At 58.9% G+C, this 15,830-nt stretch carries 17 protein-coding genes; 16 read left to right on the forward strand and 1 reads right to left on the reverse strand.

The genetic code is table 11. The annotated features are described in order from the left end of the window. Positions 1–262: 262 nt before the first annotated feature. The 12 genes from exaC (at position 263) to OZ428_RS29635 (ending at position 12,254) form a co-directional block, all read left to right on the forward strand. On the forward strand, positions 263–1,783 hold the full coding sequence (gene exaC / locus OZ428_RS29580) for an acetaldehyde dehydrogenase ExaC (protein ID WP_269132115.1): 1,521 nt from the start codon (positions 263–265) through the stop codon (positions 1,781–1,783). Positions 1,784–2,005: 222 nt separating this feature from the next. Next, on the forward strand, positions 2,006–3,439 hold the full coding sequence (eat, locus tag OZ428_RS29585; protein WP_269132116.1) for an ethanolamine permease: 1,434 nt from the start codon (positions 2,006–2,008) through the stop codon (positions 3,437–3,439). 52 nt (positions 3,440–3,491) lie between these two features. Further along, positions 3,492–4,886, forward strand: coding sequence for an ethanolamine ammonia-lyase subunit EutB (locus OZ428_RS29590; RefSeq protein ID WP_269132117.1), 1,395 nt, complete (start codon positions 3,492–3,494; stop codon positions 4,884–4,886). Continuing rightward, a complete protein-coding gene (gene eutC, locus OZ428_RS29595) occupies positions 4,883–5,716 on the forward strand; it encodes an ethanolamine ammonia-lyase subunit EutC (RefSeq protein ID WP_269132118.1) in 834 nt (277 codons plus the stop codon). The genes OZ428_RS29590 and eutC overlap by 4 nt, the downstream gene beginning before the upstream one ends. A 92-nt stretch (positions 5,717–5,808) precedes the next feature. Further along, complete coding sequence (locus OZ428_RS29600) at positions 5,809–6,267, forward strand: GNAT family N-acetyltransferase (RefSeq protein WP_016978562.1); 459 nt, start codon at positions 5,809–5,811, stop codon at positions 6,265–6,267. Positions 6,268–6,664: 397 nt separating this feature from the next. Then, positions 6,665–7,321 (forward strand): DedA family protein, encoded by a 657-nt coding sequence (locus OZ428_RS29605; RefSeq protein ID WP_033898377.1) that lies wholly within the window; start codon positions 6,665–6,667, stop codon positions 7,319–7,321. A 6-nt stretch (positions 7,322–7,327) separates the two neighbouring features. Then, a complete protein-coding gene (locus OZ428_RS29610) occupies positions 7,328–8,143 on the forward strand; it encodes a zinc-dependent peptidase (protein ID WP_269132119.1) in 816 nt (271 codons plus the stop codon). Between the two features lie 109 nt (positions 8,144–8,252). Then, complete coding sequence (ppa, locus tag OZ428_RS29615) at positions 8,253–8,780, forward strand: inorganic diphosphatase (protein ID WP_003219382.1); 528 nt, start codon at positions 8,253–8,255, stop codon at positions 8,778–8,780. A 214-nt stretch (positions 8,781–8,994) separates the two neighbouring features. Then, positions 8,995–9,771, forward strand: a complete 777-nt coding sequence (locus OZ428_RS29620) for a LexA family transcriptional regulator (RefSeq protein ID WP_269132120.1) — start codon at positions 8,995–8,997, stop codon at positions 9,769–9,771. Positions 9,772–10,441: 670 nt separating this feature from the next. After that, positions 10,442–11,074 carry an isochorismate family cysteine hydrolase YcaC gene (gene ycaC / locus OZ428_RS29625; protein ID WP_269132121.1) on the forward strand — a complete coding sequence of 211 codons (633 nt, stop codon included), beginning with the start codon at positions 10,442–10,444 and terminating at the stop codon, positions 11,072–11,074. A gap of 149 nt (positions 11,075–11,223) precedes the next feature. Next, positions 11,224–11,790: a hypothetical protein gene (locus OZ428_RS29630; protein ID WP_269132122.1), complete on the forward strand. Its 567-nt coding sequence runs from the start codon at positions 11,224–11,226 to the stop codon at positions 11,788–11,790. 29 nt (positions 11,791–11,819) lie between these two features. Then, positions 11,820–12,254 carry a hypothetical protein gene (locus OZ428_RS29635; RefSeq protein ID WP_038850084.1) on the forward strand — a complete coding sequence of 145 codons (435 nt, stop codon included), beginning with the start codon at positions 11,820–11,822 and terminating at the stop codon, positions 12,252–12,254. A gap of 15 nt (positions 12,255–12,269) precedes the next feature. Here OZ428_RS29635 and OZ428_RS29640 read toward each other — a convergent pair whose 3' ends face one another. Then, positions 12,270–13,301 carry a PDDEXK nuclease domain-containing protein gene (locus tag OZ428_RS29640; RefSeq protein WP_269132123.1) on the reverse strand — a complete coding sequence of 344 codons (1,032 nt, stop codon included), beginning with the start codon at positions 13,299–13,301 and terminating at the stop codon, positions 12,270–12,272. Between the two features lie 187 nt (positions 13,302–13,488). Between OZ428_RS29640 and OZ428_RS29645 the strand changes: the two genes are divergently transcribed. From OZ428_RS29645 to ispA, 4 genes are all read left to right on the forward strand, one after another. Beyond that, a complete protein-coding gene (locus tag OZ428_RS29645; RefSeq protein WP_269132124.1) occupies positions 13,489–14,133 on the forward strand; it encodes an NAD(P)H-dependent oxidoreductase in 645 nt (214 codons plus the stop codon). After that, a complete protein-coding gene (locus OZ428_RS29650; protein ID WP_269132125.1) occupies positions 14,072–14,449 on the forward strand; it encodes a MerR family transcriptional regulator in 378 nt (125 codons plus the stop codon). Before OZ428_RS29645 ends, OZ428_RS29650 begins: the two co-directional genes overlap by 62 nt. A gap of 158 nt (positions 14,450–14,607) precedes the next feature. Beyond that, positions 14,608–14,850: an exodeoxyribonuclease VII small subunit gene (locus tag OZ428_RS29655; RefSeq protein WP_003176346.1), complete on the forward strand. Its 243-nt coding sequence runs from the start codon at positions 14,608–14,610 to the stop codon at positions 14,848–14,850. Continuing rightward, complete coding sequence (ispA, locus tag OZ428_RS29660; RefSeq protein WP_016978549.1) at positions 14,847–15,734, forward strand: (2E,6E)-farnesyl diphosphate synthase; 888 nt, start codon at positions 14,847–14,849, stop codon at positions 15,732–15,734. The genes OZ428_RS29655 and ispA overlap by 4 nt, the downstream gene beginning before the upstream one ends. The last annotated feature ends 96 nt before the right edge of the window (positions 15,735–15,830 follow it).

The following is a 15,830-nucleotide window of genomic DNA, read 5'->3' on the forward strand; positions in this document are numbered from 1 at the left end:
CTCCCTGCGTGAGAACCACCAGCATCCCCCAGCCTTCCAGGCAATGCAATCCCGCTGCGACTCACCGGTCACAGGCTGTACCGTTTGTGGCACAAACTGTCACACGGGGTGTATCAAGGCTGCCACAGCAACGCCTTGCTACAAAGCCTAACCCCTTGATTTGCCTGGCCAGCAAGGCGGTGGCCCAACCTTTGCTCTACGCTTTATCAAGCGCTTGCTGCGCTGCGCTCCCAATAAACATAAAAGCCAGGAGATACCCACCATGCGTTACGCACACCCCGGTACTGAAGGCGCCATCGTCTCGTTCAAAGCCAAGTACGGCAACTACATCGGTGGCGAGTTCGTTGCGCCGCTCGATGGCAACTATTTCACCAACACCTCGCCGGTCAACGGCAAGGCAATTGCCGAATTCCCGCGCTCCACCGCCAAAGACATCGACAAGGCCCTGGACGCCGCCCATGCCGCCGCCGACGCCTGGGGCAAGACCTCGGCCCAGGACCGTTCGCTGGTCCTGTTGAAAATCGCCGACCGCATCGAACAGAACCTCGAACTGCTGGCCATCACCGAAACCTGGGACAACGGCAAGGCCGTGCGTGAAACCCTCAACGCCGACATCCCACTGGCCGCCGACCACTTCCGCTACTTCGCTGGCTGCATCCGCGCCCAGGAAGGCACCAGCGCCGAAATCAACGAACACACGGCGTCGTACCACTTCCATGAACCACTGGGCGTGGTCGGCCAGATCATCCCATGGAACTTCCCGATCTTGATGGCCGCGTGGAAACTCGCCCCGGCCCTGGCCGCCGGTAACTGCGTGGTGCTCAAGCCCGCCGAGCAAACCCCGCTGGGTATCACCGTGTTGCTGGAAGTGATCGGTGACCTGTTGCCACCTGGCGTGTTGAACGTGGTTCAAGGTTTCGGCAAAGAAGCCGGCGAAGCCCTGGCCACCAGCAAGCGCATCGCCAAGATCGCCTTCACTGGCTCGACGCCCGTGGGCTCGCACATCATGCATGCGGCGGCCGAGAACATCATTCCATCGACCGTGGAACTGGGCGGCAAATCGCCGAACATCTTCTTCGCCGACATCATGAAGGCCGAGCCGTCCTTTATCGAGAAAGCCGCCGAAGGGTTGGTGCTGGCGTTCTTCAACCAGGGCGAAGTGTGCACCTGCCCTTCCCGTGCGCTGGTGGAAGAGTCGATCTACGACGACTTCATGAAAGTCGTGATGAAGAAAATCGAGTCGATCAAACGTGGCGATCCGCTGGACACCGACACCATGGTCGGCGCCCAGGCGTCCGAGCAGCAGTTCGACAAGATCCTGTCCTACCTGGAAATCGCCAAGGGCGAAGGCGCGCAACTGCTCACCGGCGGTAAGGTCGAGAAGCTCACCGGCGACATGGCCGGCGGCTATTACATCCAGCCGACCCTGCTCAAAGGCACCAACGAAATGCGTGTGTTCCAGGAAGAAATCTTCGGCCCGGTGGTGAGCATCACCACCTTCAAGGACGAAGCTGAAGCCCTGGCAATTGCCAACGACACTGAGTTCGGCCTGGGCGCTGGCGTGTGGACTCGCGATATCAACCGCGCCTACCGCATGGGCCGCGCGATCAAGGCGGGCCGCGTGTGGACCAACTGCTACCACCTGTACCCGGCGCATGCCGCGTTTGGCGGTTACAAAAAGTCCGGCGTGGGGCGTGAAACGCACAAGATGATGTTGGATCACTACCAGCAGACCAAGAACTTGCTGGTGAGTTACGACATTAATCCGCTGGGCTTCTTCTAACTTAGCCTTCTAGCAGGCGACCAGTTTCCAACTTGAAATGCAATCAAGTGTGGGAGCTGGCTTGCCTGCGAAAGCGGTGTATCTGCCAAGTATGTGTTAGCTGACAAAACGCTTTCGCGGGCAAGCCAGCTCCCACAGTTTTAGAACTTCACAAGTACTTGCGAATTGCATTCGGCACAAAGAGGCCGAGTTAAAAACAATAACAACGGAAGGTACTTTCCCATGTCTAGCGAACCTACAAGTTCATCTGTCGACTTCGAAAAAGTCGACTCCCAATACTTCCAACAACGCGAACTGAAAAAAGGCGCCGCCGGCTGGGTACTGCTGGTCGGCCTTGGCGTTGCCTATGTGATCTCCGGCGACTACGCCGGTTGGAACTTCGGCCTGGCCCAGGGTGGCTGGGGCGGGATGTTCCTTGCCACCTTGTTGATGGCCACCATGTACTTGTGCATGTGTTTTTCCCTGGCCGAACTGTCTTCCATGATTCCCACCGCTGGCGGCGGCTACGGCTTTGCCCGCAGCGCCTTTGGCCCTTGGGGCGGGTTCCTCACGGGCACCGCTATCCTGATCGAATACGCCATCGCCCCTGCCGCCATCGCGGTGTTTATCGGCGCGTATTGCGAGTCGCTGTTTGGCATTGGCGGCTGGATGATTTACCTGGCGTTCTACATCATCTTTATCGGCATCCACATTTTTGGCGTGGGCGAAGCCCTGAAGTTGATGTTTGTGATCACCGCCGTGGCCGCGATCGCACTGGGTGTGTTCCTGGTCGCGATGGTGCCGCACTTTAATGTCGCCAACCTGTTGGACATTCCGGTGACCGAGGCCAAGGGCGCCAGCACCTTCCTGCCGTTCGGCTACGTGGGTGTCTGGGCCGCAATTCCTTATGCCATCTGGTTCTTCCTGGCCGTAGAGGGTGTGCCCCTGGCCGCCGAAGAAACCAAGAACCCGAAACGCGACCTGCCGCGTGGCCTGATCGGCGCCATTGTGGTGCTGACCAGTTTTGCCCTGTTGATCCTGGTGATCGCACCGGGCGGCGCCGGCACTTACGCGCTGGTCAAATCCGGCAACCCGCTGGTTGAAGCATTGGCGCTGTCCTACGGCGGTTCCACCTGGATGGGCAGCTTCGTCAACCTTGTGGGCCTTGCTGGCCTGATCGCGAGCTTTTTCTCGATCATCTACGCCTATTCGCGGCAGATTTTCGCACTGTCCCGTGCTGGCTACCTGCCGCGCAAACTGTCCCAAACCAACAAGAGCAAGGCGCCAGTGTTGGCCTTGGTGATCCCCGGCATCATCGGCTTCGGCTTATCGCTGACCGGCCAGGGTGACCTGCTGATTCTGGTGGCAGTGTTTGGCGCAACCATTTCCTACGTACTGATGATGGCTGCGCACATCACCCTGCGCATCCGTCGCCCCAAAATGGACCGTCCATACCGCACGCCAGGCGGCATCTTCACCTCTGGCGTTGCGCTGGTACTGGCCTGTGTGGCCGTTGTGGCGGGTTTTCTGGTGGATCCGCGGGTGGTGATTGGCGCCGCGATCATCTATGGAGTATTAATTGCTTACTTTGCTTTCTACAGCCGGCATCACTTGGTAGCAGGCACGCCCGAAGAGGAATTCGCGGCGATCCAGGCCGCAGAGGCCGCCCTGCACTAACTGCCGTAAACCTCGACGCGGGCAGTTGCCCGCGTCGCTAAGGAGACACTGTATGGCAAGCTTTTCCCACGCGGTGGGTGCACAAACCTACCGCTTCGACAGCCTCAAGGACGTGATGGCCAAGGCCAGCCCCGCGCGTTCCGGGGATTTCCTCGCCGGCGTCGCCGCACAGAACGACGGTGAGCGCGTGGCGGCGCAGATGGCGTTGGCGAATATCCCGTTGAAGCATTTCCTGCAAGAAGTGCTGATCCCTTACGAAAACGACGAAGTCACCCGCCTGATCATCGACACCCACGATAAACAGGCGTTTGCCGCCGTCAGCCACCTGACCGTCGGCGGCCTGCGCGACTGGCTGCTCAGCGATGCGGCCGACGAACATTCCCTACGCGCCTTGGCGCCAGGGCTGACGCCAGAGATGGCCGCCGCCGTGTCCAAGATCATGCGCGTGCAGGACCTGGTACTGGTGGCGCAGAAGATCCGCGTGGTCACGCAATTTCGCGGCACTATGGGCCTGCGCGGCCGTTTATCCACACGCCTGCAACCCAACCATCCGACAGACGAACCGGCGGGCATTGCCGCGAGCATTCTGGATGGCCTGTTGTACGGCAATGGCGACGCCATGATCGGCATCAACCCGGCCACCGACAGCATCGCCTCGATCTGCGCCATGCTGGAGATGCTCGACGCGATCATCCAGCGCTACGAGATTCCGACCCAGGCCTGCGTGCTGACTCACGTCACCACCTCCATCGAGGCCATTAACCGTGGCGTGCCGCTGGACCTGGTGTTCCAGTCGATCGCCGGCACCGAGGCGGCCAACGCCAGTTTCGGCATCAGCCTGAGCGTGCTGCAGGAAGGTTATGAAGCAGGGTTGAGCCTCAATCGCGGCACCTTGGGCCAGAATTTGATGTATTTCGAGACAGGCCAAGGCAGCGCCTTGTCGGCCAACGCGCACTTTGGCGTCGACCAGCAAACCTGCGAGACCCGCGCCTACGCGGTAGCCCGACATTTCAAACCGTTTCTGGTGAATACCGTCGTAGGATTTATCGGGCCGGAGTACCTGTACAACGGCAAGCAGATCATCCGCGCCGGCCTCGAAGACCACTTCTGCGGCAAGCTGCTGGGCGTGCCGATGGGTTGCGACATCTGCTACACCAACCACGCCGAAGCTGACCAGGACGACATGGACACCCTGCTGACCCTGCTGGGCGTGGCCGGGATCAACTTCATCATGGGCATCCCCGGTTCCGACGACATCATGCTCAATTACCAGACCACTTCATTCCACGACGCGCTCTACGCCCGGCAAACATTAGGTTTAAAACCGGCGCCGGAATTCGAACAGTGGCTGGCAAAAATGGGCATCTTCACGCAAGCCGACGGCAAGGTGCACTTCGGCAACAGCCTGCCACCGGCCTTTCGCCAAGCCTTGGCGCAACTGGGATGAAGGAGCCGCCTGTGCAACTCGACCTGCCTGACAACCCCTGGCTGGAACTGCGCCGCCTGACCCCGGCGCGCATTGCCCTGGGCCGAACCGGCACCAGCATTCCCACCAACGCGCAGCTGGACTTTCAATTTGCCCACGCCCAGGCGCGCGACGCGGTGCATTTGCCCTTCGACCATGCGAGCCTCAGCAGCCAGTTGGCGGAGCGCGGGCGTGACACGCTGCTGCTGCACAGCGCGGCTGCCGACCGCCACAGCTACCTGCAACGCCCGGATTTGGGGCGGCGCTTGAGCGATGACTCCGCCCAAGCGCTGCGCGATCACGCATCGGCCAATCCCGGCGGCGTCGACTTGGCCGTGGTGGTGGCCGATGGCTTATCCGCGCTGGCCGTGCATAAACACACCTTGCCGTTTCTGACGCGCATGGAGGAACAGACCCACGCTGAAGGCTGGTCGTTGTCGCCGGTCATTCTGGTGGAACAAGGCCGGGTGGCGGTGGCGGATGAAATCGGGCAATTGCTCGGCGCCAAGATGGTGGTGATCCTGATCGGCGAACGGCCGGGGCTCAGTTCGCCGGACAGCCTGGGACTGTATTTCACCTACAACCCCAAGGTCGGCCTCACCGACGCCTATCGCAATTGCATTTCCAATGTGCGTCTGGAAGGCCTGAGCTATGGCATGGCGGCCCATCGTTTGCTGTACTTGATGCGAGAGGCGTGTCGTCGGCAGCTGTCGGGGGTCAATCTCAAGGACGAGGCGCAGGTCCAGACTATCGAGTCGGATGATCCGGACCTGATGAAAGGCAATTTCCTGCTCAGTTCACCGGATGACTGATCGCTGCACGATTGCGCTTTTTCGCGCCATTAGGCAGCATCGAGTCACGGCCGCTTGTGTGGTCATCCCCCATTTGGAAGTTGAGGCCTGGCATGCGGATTACTCAAGCGACCCTGGAACACCTGGACCTGTTGACCCCGTTGTTCGTCAAATACCGCGAGTTCTACGGGGCCTTGCCCTTCCCGGATTCATCGCGGGACTTCCTGGAAAAGCGCCTGCGCCGCAAGGAATCGGTGATTTACCTGGCCCTGGCGGATGATGACGACAAAAAACTATTGGGCTTTTGCCAGCTGTACCCGAGCTTTTCGTCGTTGTCGCTCAAGCGGGTGTGGATCCTCAATGACATCTACGTGGCTGAAGACGCACGCCGGCAACTGGTGGCGGACAACCTGATGCGCACGGCCAAGAAGATGGCCAAGGAGACCCACGCGGTGCGGTTGCGGGTGTCGACCAGCAGCGACAATGAAGTGGCACAGAAGACCTACGAGTCGATTGGGTTTCGCGAAGACACGGAGTTCAAGAACTACGTGTTGCCGATCAGCGAAGATTAATGCTCGCCGGGCGGGCCTCTATTGTGGCCAGCGAGCTTGTTGTGGTGAGCGGGCTAGTCGTGGCGAGCGGGCTTGCCCCGCGTTGGGCTGCGTAGCAGCCCTAAAGAAGGCGCCGCGTTCTAACAGACAAAACGCATCGCTTGGTTTGGGGGCGCTTCGCAGCCCAACGCGAGCAAGCTCGCTCGCCACATAAGGTTCACTCAGCAGAAATTATGCTCATTGCCCGATGCAAGCAGACCACGACATCCCCCGCTACAAAACCAACACGCTTTTCACCTCTCAATCCGTATAATGCGGACCTTTCAGGGTTGTAAGAATTGCGGCATACACTTGTAGCCTTATTACCCGAGCTTCCGCACAGGCCTGCTGAGCCGGGCCATCCACACAGGTGCCATCCATGGATTTCAACCCGCTTGACCTTATCCTGCATCTCGACGTCTACCTCGACCTGCTGGTAACCAATTACGGTCCGTGGATCTACGCCATTCTGTTTCTGGTCATCTTTTGCGAAACCGGCCTGGTGGTCATGCCGTTCCTGCCGGGTGACTCGTTGCTGTTCATTGCCGGCGCCGTGGCCGCAGGCGGCGGCATGGACCCGGTGCTGCTCGGCGGCCTGTTGATGCTGGCGGCGATCCTGGGCGACAGCACCAATTATGTAATCGGGCGAACGGTCGGCGAACGCTTGTTCAACAACCCGAACTCGAAAATCTTCCGTCGCGACTACCTGCAAAAAACCCACGACTTCTACGACAAGCACGGTGGCAAAACCGTGACCCTGGCGCGTTTCCTGCCGATCCTGCGCACCTTCGCACCATTCGTGGCCGGTATCGCCAAGATGCCTTACCCACGCTTCTTCGGCTTCAGCGTATTCGGCACCATCCTCTGGGTCGGCGGTTTGGTGACCCTGGGTTACTTCTTCGGCAACGTGCCCTTTATCAAGAAAAACCTGTCGCTGCTGGTGGTGTTCATCATCCTGCTGTCCCTGGTGCCGATGATCATTGGTGTGTTCCGCAGCCGTTTTGGCCGCGCATCCTCCGAAGCCAAGCCGCAGTAACCGGATATGTGGTCCCTCAGCGCCTGGCGTCGCCGGCGCTTGCTGGCCAAGCACCCGATTGCCGATGACACCTGGCAGCGGGTGCGCCATCACCTGACCTTCCTCGACGGCATCAGCGCCGAGCAGGACCAGTGGCTGCGCGAAGCGTGCGTGGTGTTCCTCGCCGAAAAGCACCTGACCGCCCTGCCAGGCGTCGAACTGCACCAGGAACAACGCCTGCTGCTCGCCGCCCAGGCGCAATTGCCGCTGATGAACCTGGGCGACCTCGACTGGTACCAGGGCTTCCATGAAATCGTGCTGTACCCCGACGATTTCGTCAGCCCGCAGCGTCACCGCGACAGCAGTGGCATCGAACACGAATGGGACGGCGAACACAGCGGCGAAGCCTGGCAACAGGGCCCGGTGATCCTCGCCTGGCCCGGCGTGCTGGCCAGTGGCAATTGGGAGGGCTACAACCTGGTCATCCACGAACTGGCGCACAAGCTCGACATGCTCAACGGCGACGCCAACGGCCTGCCGCCGCTGCACAACGACATGCGCGTGCAGGAATGGGCCAGCGTGATGCAGAGCGCCTACGACGACCTCAACCGCCAGCTGGACGCGAACCCGGACGCCGAGACCGAGATCGACCCGTACGCCGGCGAAAACCCGGCTGAATTCTTCGCCGTCACCAGCGAATATTTTTTCAGCGCCCCGGATTTACTGGTCAGCCATTATCCGCAGGTGTACGCCCAACTCAGCCGCTTTTATCGCCAGGATCCCTTGGCCCGCCTCACCCAACTGCAAGCCAGCGACCCGCGTTATCAGCCACAAGGCGAATGACCGTACGACGTCTGGCGCATGGCATCGGCGTCAGAATGTGCCTATAATCGCCGCCACTTTTAGGCCAATCCGGCCATGTTTCATGGCCAATTAACGGGGGCAACGCCCAATGAGCTACAGCAAGATTCCGGCTGGCAAAGACCTGCCGAACGACATCTACGTCGCCATCGAGATTCCGGCCAACCACGCGCCGATCAAATACGAAATCGACAAAGACAGCGACTGCCTGTTCGTTGACCGTTTCATGGCCACCCCGATGTTCTACCCGGCCAACTACGGTTTCATCCCTAACACCCTGGCCGACGACGGTGACCCCCTCGACGTGCTGGTCGTAACCCCTTACCCGGTTACCCCAGGCTCGGTAATCCGCGCACGTCCAGTCGGCATCCTGAACATGACCGACGACGGCGGCGGCGATGCCAAAGTCATCGCAGTGCCACACGACAAGCTGTCCCAGCTGTACGTGGACGTGAAGGAATACACCGACCTGCCGCCGCTGTTGCTGGAGCAGATCAAACACTTCTTCGAGAACTACAAAGACCTCGAAAAAGGCAAATGGGTGAAGATCGACGGTTGGGGCAACGCAGACGCCGCCCGTGCCGAGATCCTGAAGTCGGTCGCCGCCTACAAAGGCTGATACCCGCTCCTCATTGCCTCGGCAATTGAAAAAGCCCCGATCATTCGGGGCTTTTTTTGTGGGAAAAATTAAACGACAAGTTCAATTACTTATAGAAAATGTTTAATTTCGACATTGATCCGAAGTATCAGGCTACAACTAAGCAAAGACCTACATGACCAACTCAACGCATGGTTTATTTGATCTGTTGTCCCGGTCAGTAAGCTTTGTGTTTATGAATACATCAGGTGATCGTTTAAAAGCGCTACTGCGGGAAGTCCATCTTTCCGCCTCCGACTTCGCCAAGAACCGCGGCGTCACGCCTCAACACGTGAACAACTGGTTCAAGCGCGGTGTACCCATGGGCCGACTCAACGAGATCGCAGAACTGCTGTGCATCTCCAGCCGTTGGCTGCGCACCGGCGAAGGCCCCAAACACCCACCGGCCAACTTCCTGCTGGAAGGCCCGACCACCCGAAAAGGACTGCCCACCATCCGCGAAGGAAGCGGCAAATACCTCACAGGCCCCGCCTGTCTCCCAGAAAAAATCGACGTGGAGATCGACCTCCACCCCTCATTCACCTCCACCGAACGCATCCGCGTCACCCTGCACACCCTTCAAGTCCTCAACGTCAACCCCGACCGCGCACTGGGCGCCTACATGGTCGACAACAGCATGATCGACATCATCCAACAAGGCGCCACCCTCGCCATCGACCGAGGTCGCACCCAAATCATCGACGGCGAAATCTACGCCGTCGAACACGACGGCATGCTGCGCATCAAATACCTCTACAACCGACCCGGCGGCGGATTGCGCGTGCGTAGCCACAATGCCAACGAGCATCCGGACGAGTACCTGACGTACGAGCAACGGTTCGAGCAGAACTTCCAGATTGTGGGCTGGGTGTTCTGGTGGTCCACGTTGAATAACCGCAGGCCACCCGTGCCGCTGGATGAGCATTTATTGGGCTGGGAAGGCTCTAAATCGGATCCAGAGGTGGGCAACTGAAGTGAATGTGGGTATCATGCGCCGCACATTTGGCAGGGGGTGGCGAAGGCTATCCACCCTGCTCGGCGATGCGGAGGAGTTCCCGCTGATGCCCCTACTATTCAGCCCGACGCAATGTAGGCTGAGCGATTTGAAGGCTGGTGAGGTTTGTCAAAAACAAGCTGAAGCAGTCCCCGAGAAGCCGGCCACAAGCCGGCTTTTTAATGCCCGTCAAAATCCCAAGTCAATAGTCCAGCAAGCCATTGGACAAATGACTGACCGAAATCGAGTGGCTTAAGCGTATTAGCCAGGCCGCATACACCCCACCGCCCGATCCGCCACCATTTTCGCCATCTCCACCAAATGCATCACCGCCCTCTGCGACGCCCCTACGGGCTCCCCGAGCACCTATGACGTCGCCACCGCAAACTGCAGCAACTCAGCCACACGCACCCAGGCACCCTCAAAGCTCAGCTCTTCACAAGCTACAGATGGGCTGGGTGCACGAGAAACCTGTAAATCAGACTTCCCTCATATGAAAGGGTCGGGTATTGCTGACCCCCAAATCATTGTCACCTCTGAGTTGACGGTATTACCGTTTTCACCTGATTTATCCCCCGCGCCTCCCCCATTAATCTGTGCCCATGTTGAACGCAACGCCCCACCAACCTAAACAAAAAAGGATTCAACCATGAGCACTGCAACCTACAACCGCCTCAACAAAGACGACGCCATTGTTCTGCTGGTCGACCACCAGACCGGCCTGATTTCCCTGGTGCAGGACTTCTCGCCCAACGAGTTCAAGAACAACGTGCTGGCCCTGGCCGACCTGGCCAAGTTCTTCAACCTACCGACCATCCTCACCACCAGCTTCGAGCAAGGCCCGAACGGCCCGCTGGTGCCAGAATTGAAAGAGATGTTCCCGGACGCGCCGTACATCGCCCGCCCAGGCCAGATCAACGCATGGGACAACGAAGACTTCGTCAAGGCGATCAAGGCCACCGGCCGCAAGCAGATCATCATTGCGGGTGTGGTGACGGATGTGTGCGTAGCGTTCCCGACCTTATCGGCGCTGGCGGAAGGGTTTGAGGTGTTTGTGGTGACCGATGCGTCAGGCACGTTCAATACCACGGTGCAGCAGGCGGCGTGGAGCCGGATGACGCAAGCGGGTGCGCAGTTGATGAACTGGTTCTCGGTGGCGTGTGAGTTGCACCGCGACTGGCGCAACGATATCGAAGGCCTGGGGAATCTGTTGTCCCAGCGCATTCCTAACTATCGCAACTTGATGAATGGTTACTCGGCGTTGACGGGGCGTAAGGACTAACTCAACCGCTACCCATACTAAGCCTGCCTTGAAACGCAGGCTTTTTTGGTTAACTAGCAATGCGCCATTAGCACACTCGCCCTAATTGTGACGGCACCGCCTCACCACTAAAGTCCTTCGCTTATTTCGAGCCTCAAGGAAGGACGCTATTGAATACCTTAACCAAAGTCGGGCGCTGCCTGGCACTGCTGCCCATCTTGCTGACCAGCACACCGTCGGTATCGGCCGATGAAGAAACACCGATCGGCGACTGGTCGATCATCTACGGCAGCGGCCGAGCCCATAAAAATGTGATGTACGTGGCCGACCGCACTTCCGTGGTGCCCTCGAACCACAACAAGGGCGCGAAGCTGGTGGCCGTCACGGTGGTGTATGAAGAACCGGGCAAGCCGATGATCGATGTGTACAACATCGAGGTGCAGTGCTCCACGCGCAAGTTGCGCTTTCTCAACGGCCAGTCGGTCGCACCGTTTTCCTACACCCTTACGCACTTGAAAGTCTCCAACACGTGGCAGACGCCGAAGGAGTTCTGGCTCGACCGCACGCTCGCGTATGTGTGCGAACCGGGCAAGAGCAAGGACACCATCGCCATGGGCAAGATGACCCACCTGCAGATGATCCAGACCACCAAAGCGATGTTCCAGCAATTGGGGCCGACTCAGGAGAAGAGCCAGATGATCGATGACCTCGACGACATGCTGGGCAACAAGCGCTGAGTCACACTCACCTACAAGAAGGATTCACCATGCCTACATGGACAAGGCTGTTACTGGCTGGGCTTTTGTTGCCTGCCGTACTGTTTATCAGTGGGTGTCACCTGATTGCGCAGTCACGCTGGGAAGGTCGTGACGTGCAAGAGGCGTTGGATTTATTCGGCAAGCCCGACTCGATGAAGAAGCAGAATGCGCCCAATGGCGACACGCAGGTGGTGATGACTTGGCACAAGTCCTCTTCATGGACGACCACTGAAGCCGCCGGAACTTCAATGAATCACACCGGAAACGGGATGGTGTATACGGAGTATTACCAGCAGGTCGGGCACAGTTCGGATTGCAAGCTGGAAGCCACGGTGGATAAGACGAAGAAGATCGTGCTGTTCAGGATTGAAGATGGCCGCATCCTGCATGGCAAGTGCCTGAATGTGCCATTTGTGCCGGGGTATATTCCGCCGGGGTTTTGAGGCTGTCAGTCGGTTTTAACCCGCCAGCTCCCGCTCGATCTGCTCAATGCTTGGCAGGCTGGTTCGCAGCTCTGCGGGCAACGACTCCACCAGTTGATATTCCGCCACGCCAATCGGTCGGTTGTTATCGCGCAACGCATATTCGGCGACGACTTCGTTCTTGCTCTTGCACAACAGCAGGCCGATGGTGGGCCCATCTTGTGGATGTTTAAGCTGGGCATCGACGGCAGCCAGATAAAAGCTCAGCTTCCCCAGGTGCTCGGGTTTGAACTTGCCGGCTTTCAGTTCGATGACCACGTAGCAGTGTAGCTTCACGTGATAGAACAGCAGATCGACAAAGAACTCATCGCCTCCGACATCCAGCAGTACTTGCTGGCCGACAAAGGCAAAACCAGCGCCCAGCGCCAACAAAAAGTCGGTGACGTGCTTGATCAAGGCGTTTTCTATGTCGCGCTCCTGCGCGTCCAGGGCCAGGCTGAGGAAGTCAAAACGGTAAGGGTCTTTCAGCGACTCACGCGCCAGGTCAGATTGCGGCTTGGGCAGGTGGGTCTCGAAGTTGCTGACAGCCTTGCCACTGCGTTCCAGCAGGCGGTTTTCGATTTGCATCACCAGCGAGTTACGCGACCAGTTGTTTTCAATTGCCTGGGTGATGTACCAGCGGCGGGTTTCGGGGCCGGGGAGTTTGTCGAGCAACACCACATTATGGCCCCAAGGCAATTGTGCAGCAGCCTGTTGCACAAATTCAGAACCGGGCCACGCCTCGGCAAAAGCCCGCATGTACTTGAGATTACGCGGCGAAAAACCCTTAATTCGTGGAAAGGCCGCACGCAGATCCTGGGCAAGTCGATCTATGACTTTGCTGCCCCAGCCCTGCTCCGCCTGGCGGGTCAAAATATCGTGGCCAATCTGCCAGTAGAGCAACACCAATTCCCGATTCACTGCCAGTGTTGCGCGCTGCTGCGCCGCATGAATACGGCCTTTCAGGTCGGTCAGCCAGTCACTGTAGCCCGTCGGTGGTGTGGTCAAGCCGATACAGGGTTCGCTCATGCCATATCACTCTGAAGTTTTGAGGCAGACTAGTCAGGCGCATTGACTGTCACAAGGGGCGAAGCGCGTTTCAAGAAGGACCTTTCAATCACTACAGAAACGTCCTGCTGGCCATTGCGGACTACTGACTTGACTCTCCCCTATACAGCAGCCTTTAACCTGAAACGCCCTGTTCAGGACCTCCCCCATGACCCCGCGTACCCTGGTGATCCTAGGCCACCCCTCCCGTTCCAGCTTTTGTTCAGCCCTGGCCGAAACCTACATCCAGGCCGCAAAAACCGCCGGCCATGAAGTACGTGTCCTACGCTTGGGCGACTTGGCATTCGACCCCGTGCTTCATCATGGTTACACCCAGATTCAGCCGCTGGAGCCCGACCTGCTCAGCGCGCAATCCGACATTCTCTGGGCTACTCACCTGACCTTTGTTTTCCCGATCTGGTGGGGTGGCATCCCGGCGTTAATGAAGGGCTTTATCGACCGAATCTTCCTACCCGGTTTTGCCTTCAAATACCGCGCGGGCAAGGCATTCCCTGACAAACTGCTTCACGGCCGAACGGCACACTTACTGGTGACCCTGGACACGCCGCCATGGTATTACTGCTGGTTCTATCGCATGCCGGGCATTCACCAGATGCGCGAGACCACGCTGGGGCTTTGTGGTGTCAAGACAGCAAAGACGTTGCTGCTCGGGCCAGTGCTGGGCTCCACTGCGGCGCAGCGGGATACATGGCTGAAACAGGCCGGCGCTTTAACGGAGAAAAGGAGTTTTCATGTACATCGGCAAAGCCGCGCAGTTGTCGGGCACGACCATCAAGGCGATTCGTCACTATGAGGCGATTGGGCTGCTGCCTGCGCCACAGCGTCAGGGCCAGTACCGGGTCTATTCGGCGCAGAGCGTTGAGCTGCTGATGTTTATCAAGTGCGCGCAGCAGTTGGGATTCAAGCTCAAGGAGTTGAAGGAAATTCTTTCCGGCCACGTAGGCGATGCATTGCCTTGGGAGCGGGCGGATCAGGCAATCGCAGACAAGAAGCAGGAACTGGCCCTGAAAATTGCCGCGCTACAGGAAATGCACGTGGAATTGCAGACATTTGAAGCACAGTTGAAAACATCACAAGAACAGTGCTCGTCAATGGCGCAAAGATCCTGACCGGCGGTGAGCCGAATAAAATAGCTATTCGGCTCATTTGATGAGCCGAATAGGCCGCTTATTCGGCTCACCGCCTGAACACCCTCCCCCACTCATTTGCCCAGAATCCCCATGTCTGCTAGTGTCGCGCCGGTTTACCGTCTACCGGAATAGCCGCCATGGCCCGCAAAAAAGTTGCACTCGATTTCGAACAATCCCTCGCCGACCTGCAAACCCTGGTTGAGCGTCTGGAGAACGGCGAGTTGTCGCTGGAAGACTCGTTGACAGCGTTTGAGCAAGGCATCGGCCTGACCCGCGACTGCCAGAGCGCCTTGGCGCAGGCGGAGCAGAAGGTACAAGTGCTGCTGGAACGTGACGGGGAGTTGGCCGAAGAACCTTTCGATGCGGAACAGCCCGAATGATCGACGCGTATCAGGCCAGTAGCCAAGCCCGGGTCAATGCGGCGTTGGAACCCTTGTTTGTTGCGCCAAGCCCCGAACTCAAGCGTCTTTACGAAGCCATGCGCTACAGCGTGATGAATGGCGGCAAGCGTGTGCGCCCGTTGCTGGCGTATGCGGCGTGCGAGGCCTTGGGCGCAGACGCCGAGCAGGCGAATGGCGCGGCCTGTGCGGTGGAGTTGATCCACGCCTATTCCCTGGTGCATGACGACTTGCCGGCGATGGACGACGACGATCTGCGTCGCGGCCAGCCGACTACCCACAAAGCCTTTGATGAAGCCTGCGCGATCCTCGCCGGTGACGGCCTGCAAAGCCTGGCGTTCAGCGCACTGCTGGACCCGACGCTGAGCAGCGTGAATGCTGAGATCCGCTTGCGCATGGTCACGGCGCTGGCCGTGGCGGCAGGCCCGGCCGGTATGGTCGGCGGCCAGGCCATCGACCTCGGTTCGGTTGGCCAGAAGCTCGATCAACAAGCATTGGAATATATGCACCGCCACAAGACCGGCGCCTTGATTGAAGCCGCCGTGCACTTGGGCGCGCTGGCCAGTGGGCGTGCCGAAGCCGCTCAATTGGCTGCTTTGAAAACCTACGCGCTGGCCATCGGCCTGGCGTTCCAGGTGCAGGACGACATTCTCGACGTAGAAAGCGACACGGCCACCCTGGGCAAACGCCAAGGCGCCGATATCGCACGGGATAAACCGACGTACCCTGCGTTGCTCGGGCTGGAAGCGGCCAAGGCCTATGCCTTGGAACTGCGTGACCAGGCCCTGGACGCCCTGCGACCTTTCGACGCGGCAGCCGAGCCACTGCGTGACTTGGCGCGGTATATCGTCGAACGCCGGCACTGATAACGGCGGCCATTGCGGCCGCATATCGGCCAAGTTCAGCGCTCTGCGTGGGCAGTTCGCGATGCTTGAGGTAAACTGCCGCCTCTTCTATACCTA

It is taken from the genome of Pseudomonas sp. GXZC (genome assembly GCF_026967615.1).
Taxonomy (GTDB): domain Bacteria; phylum Pseudomonadota; class Gammaproteobacteria; order Pseudomonadales; family Pseudomonadaceae; genus Aquipseudomonas; species Aquipseudomonas azotoformans_A.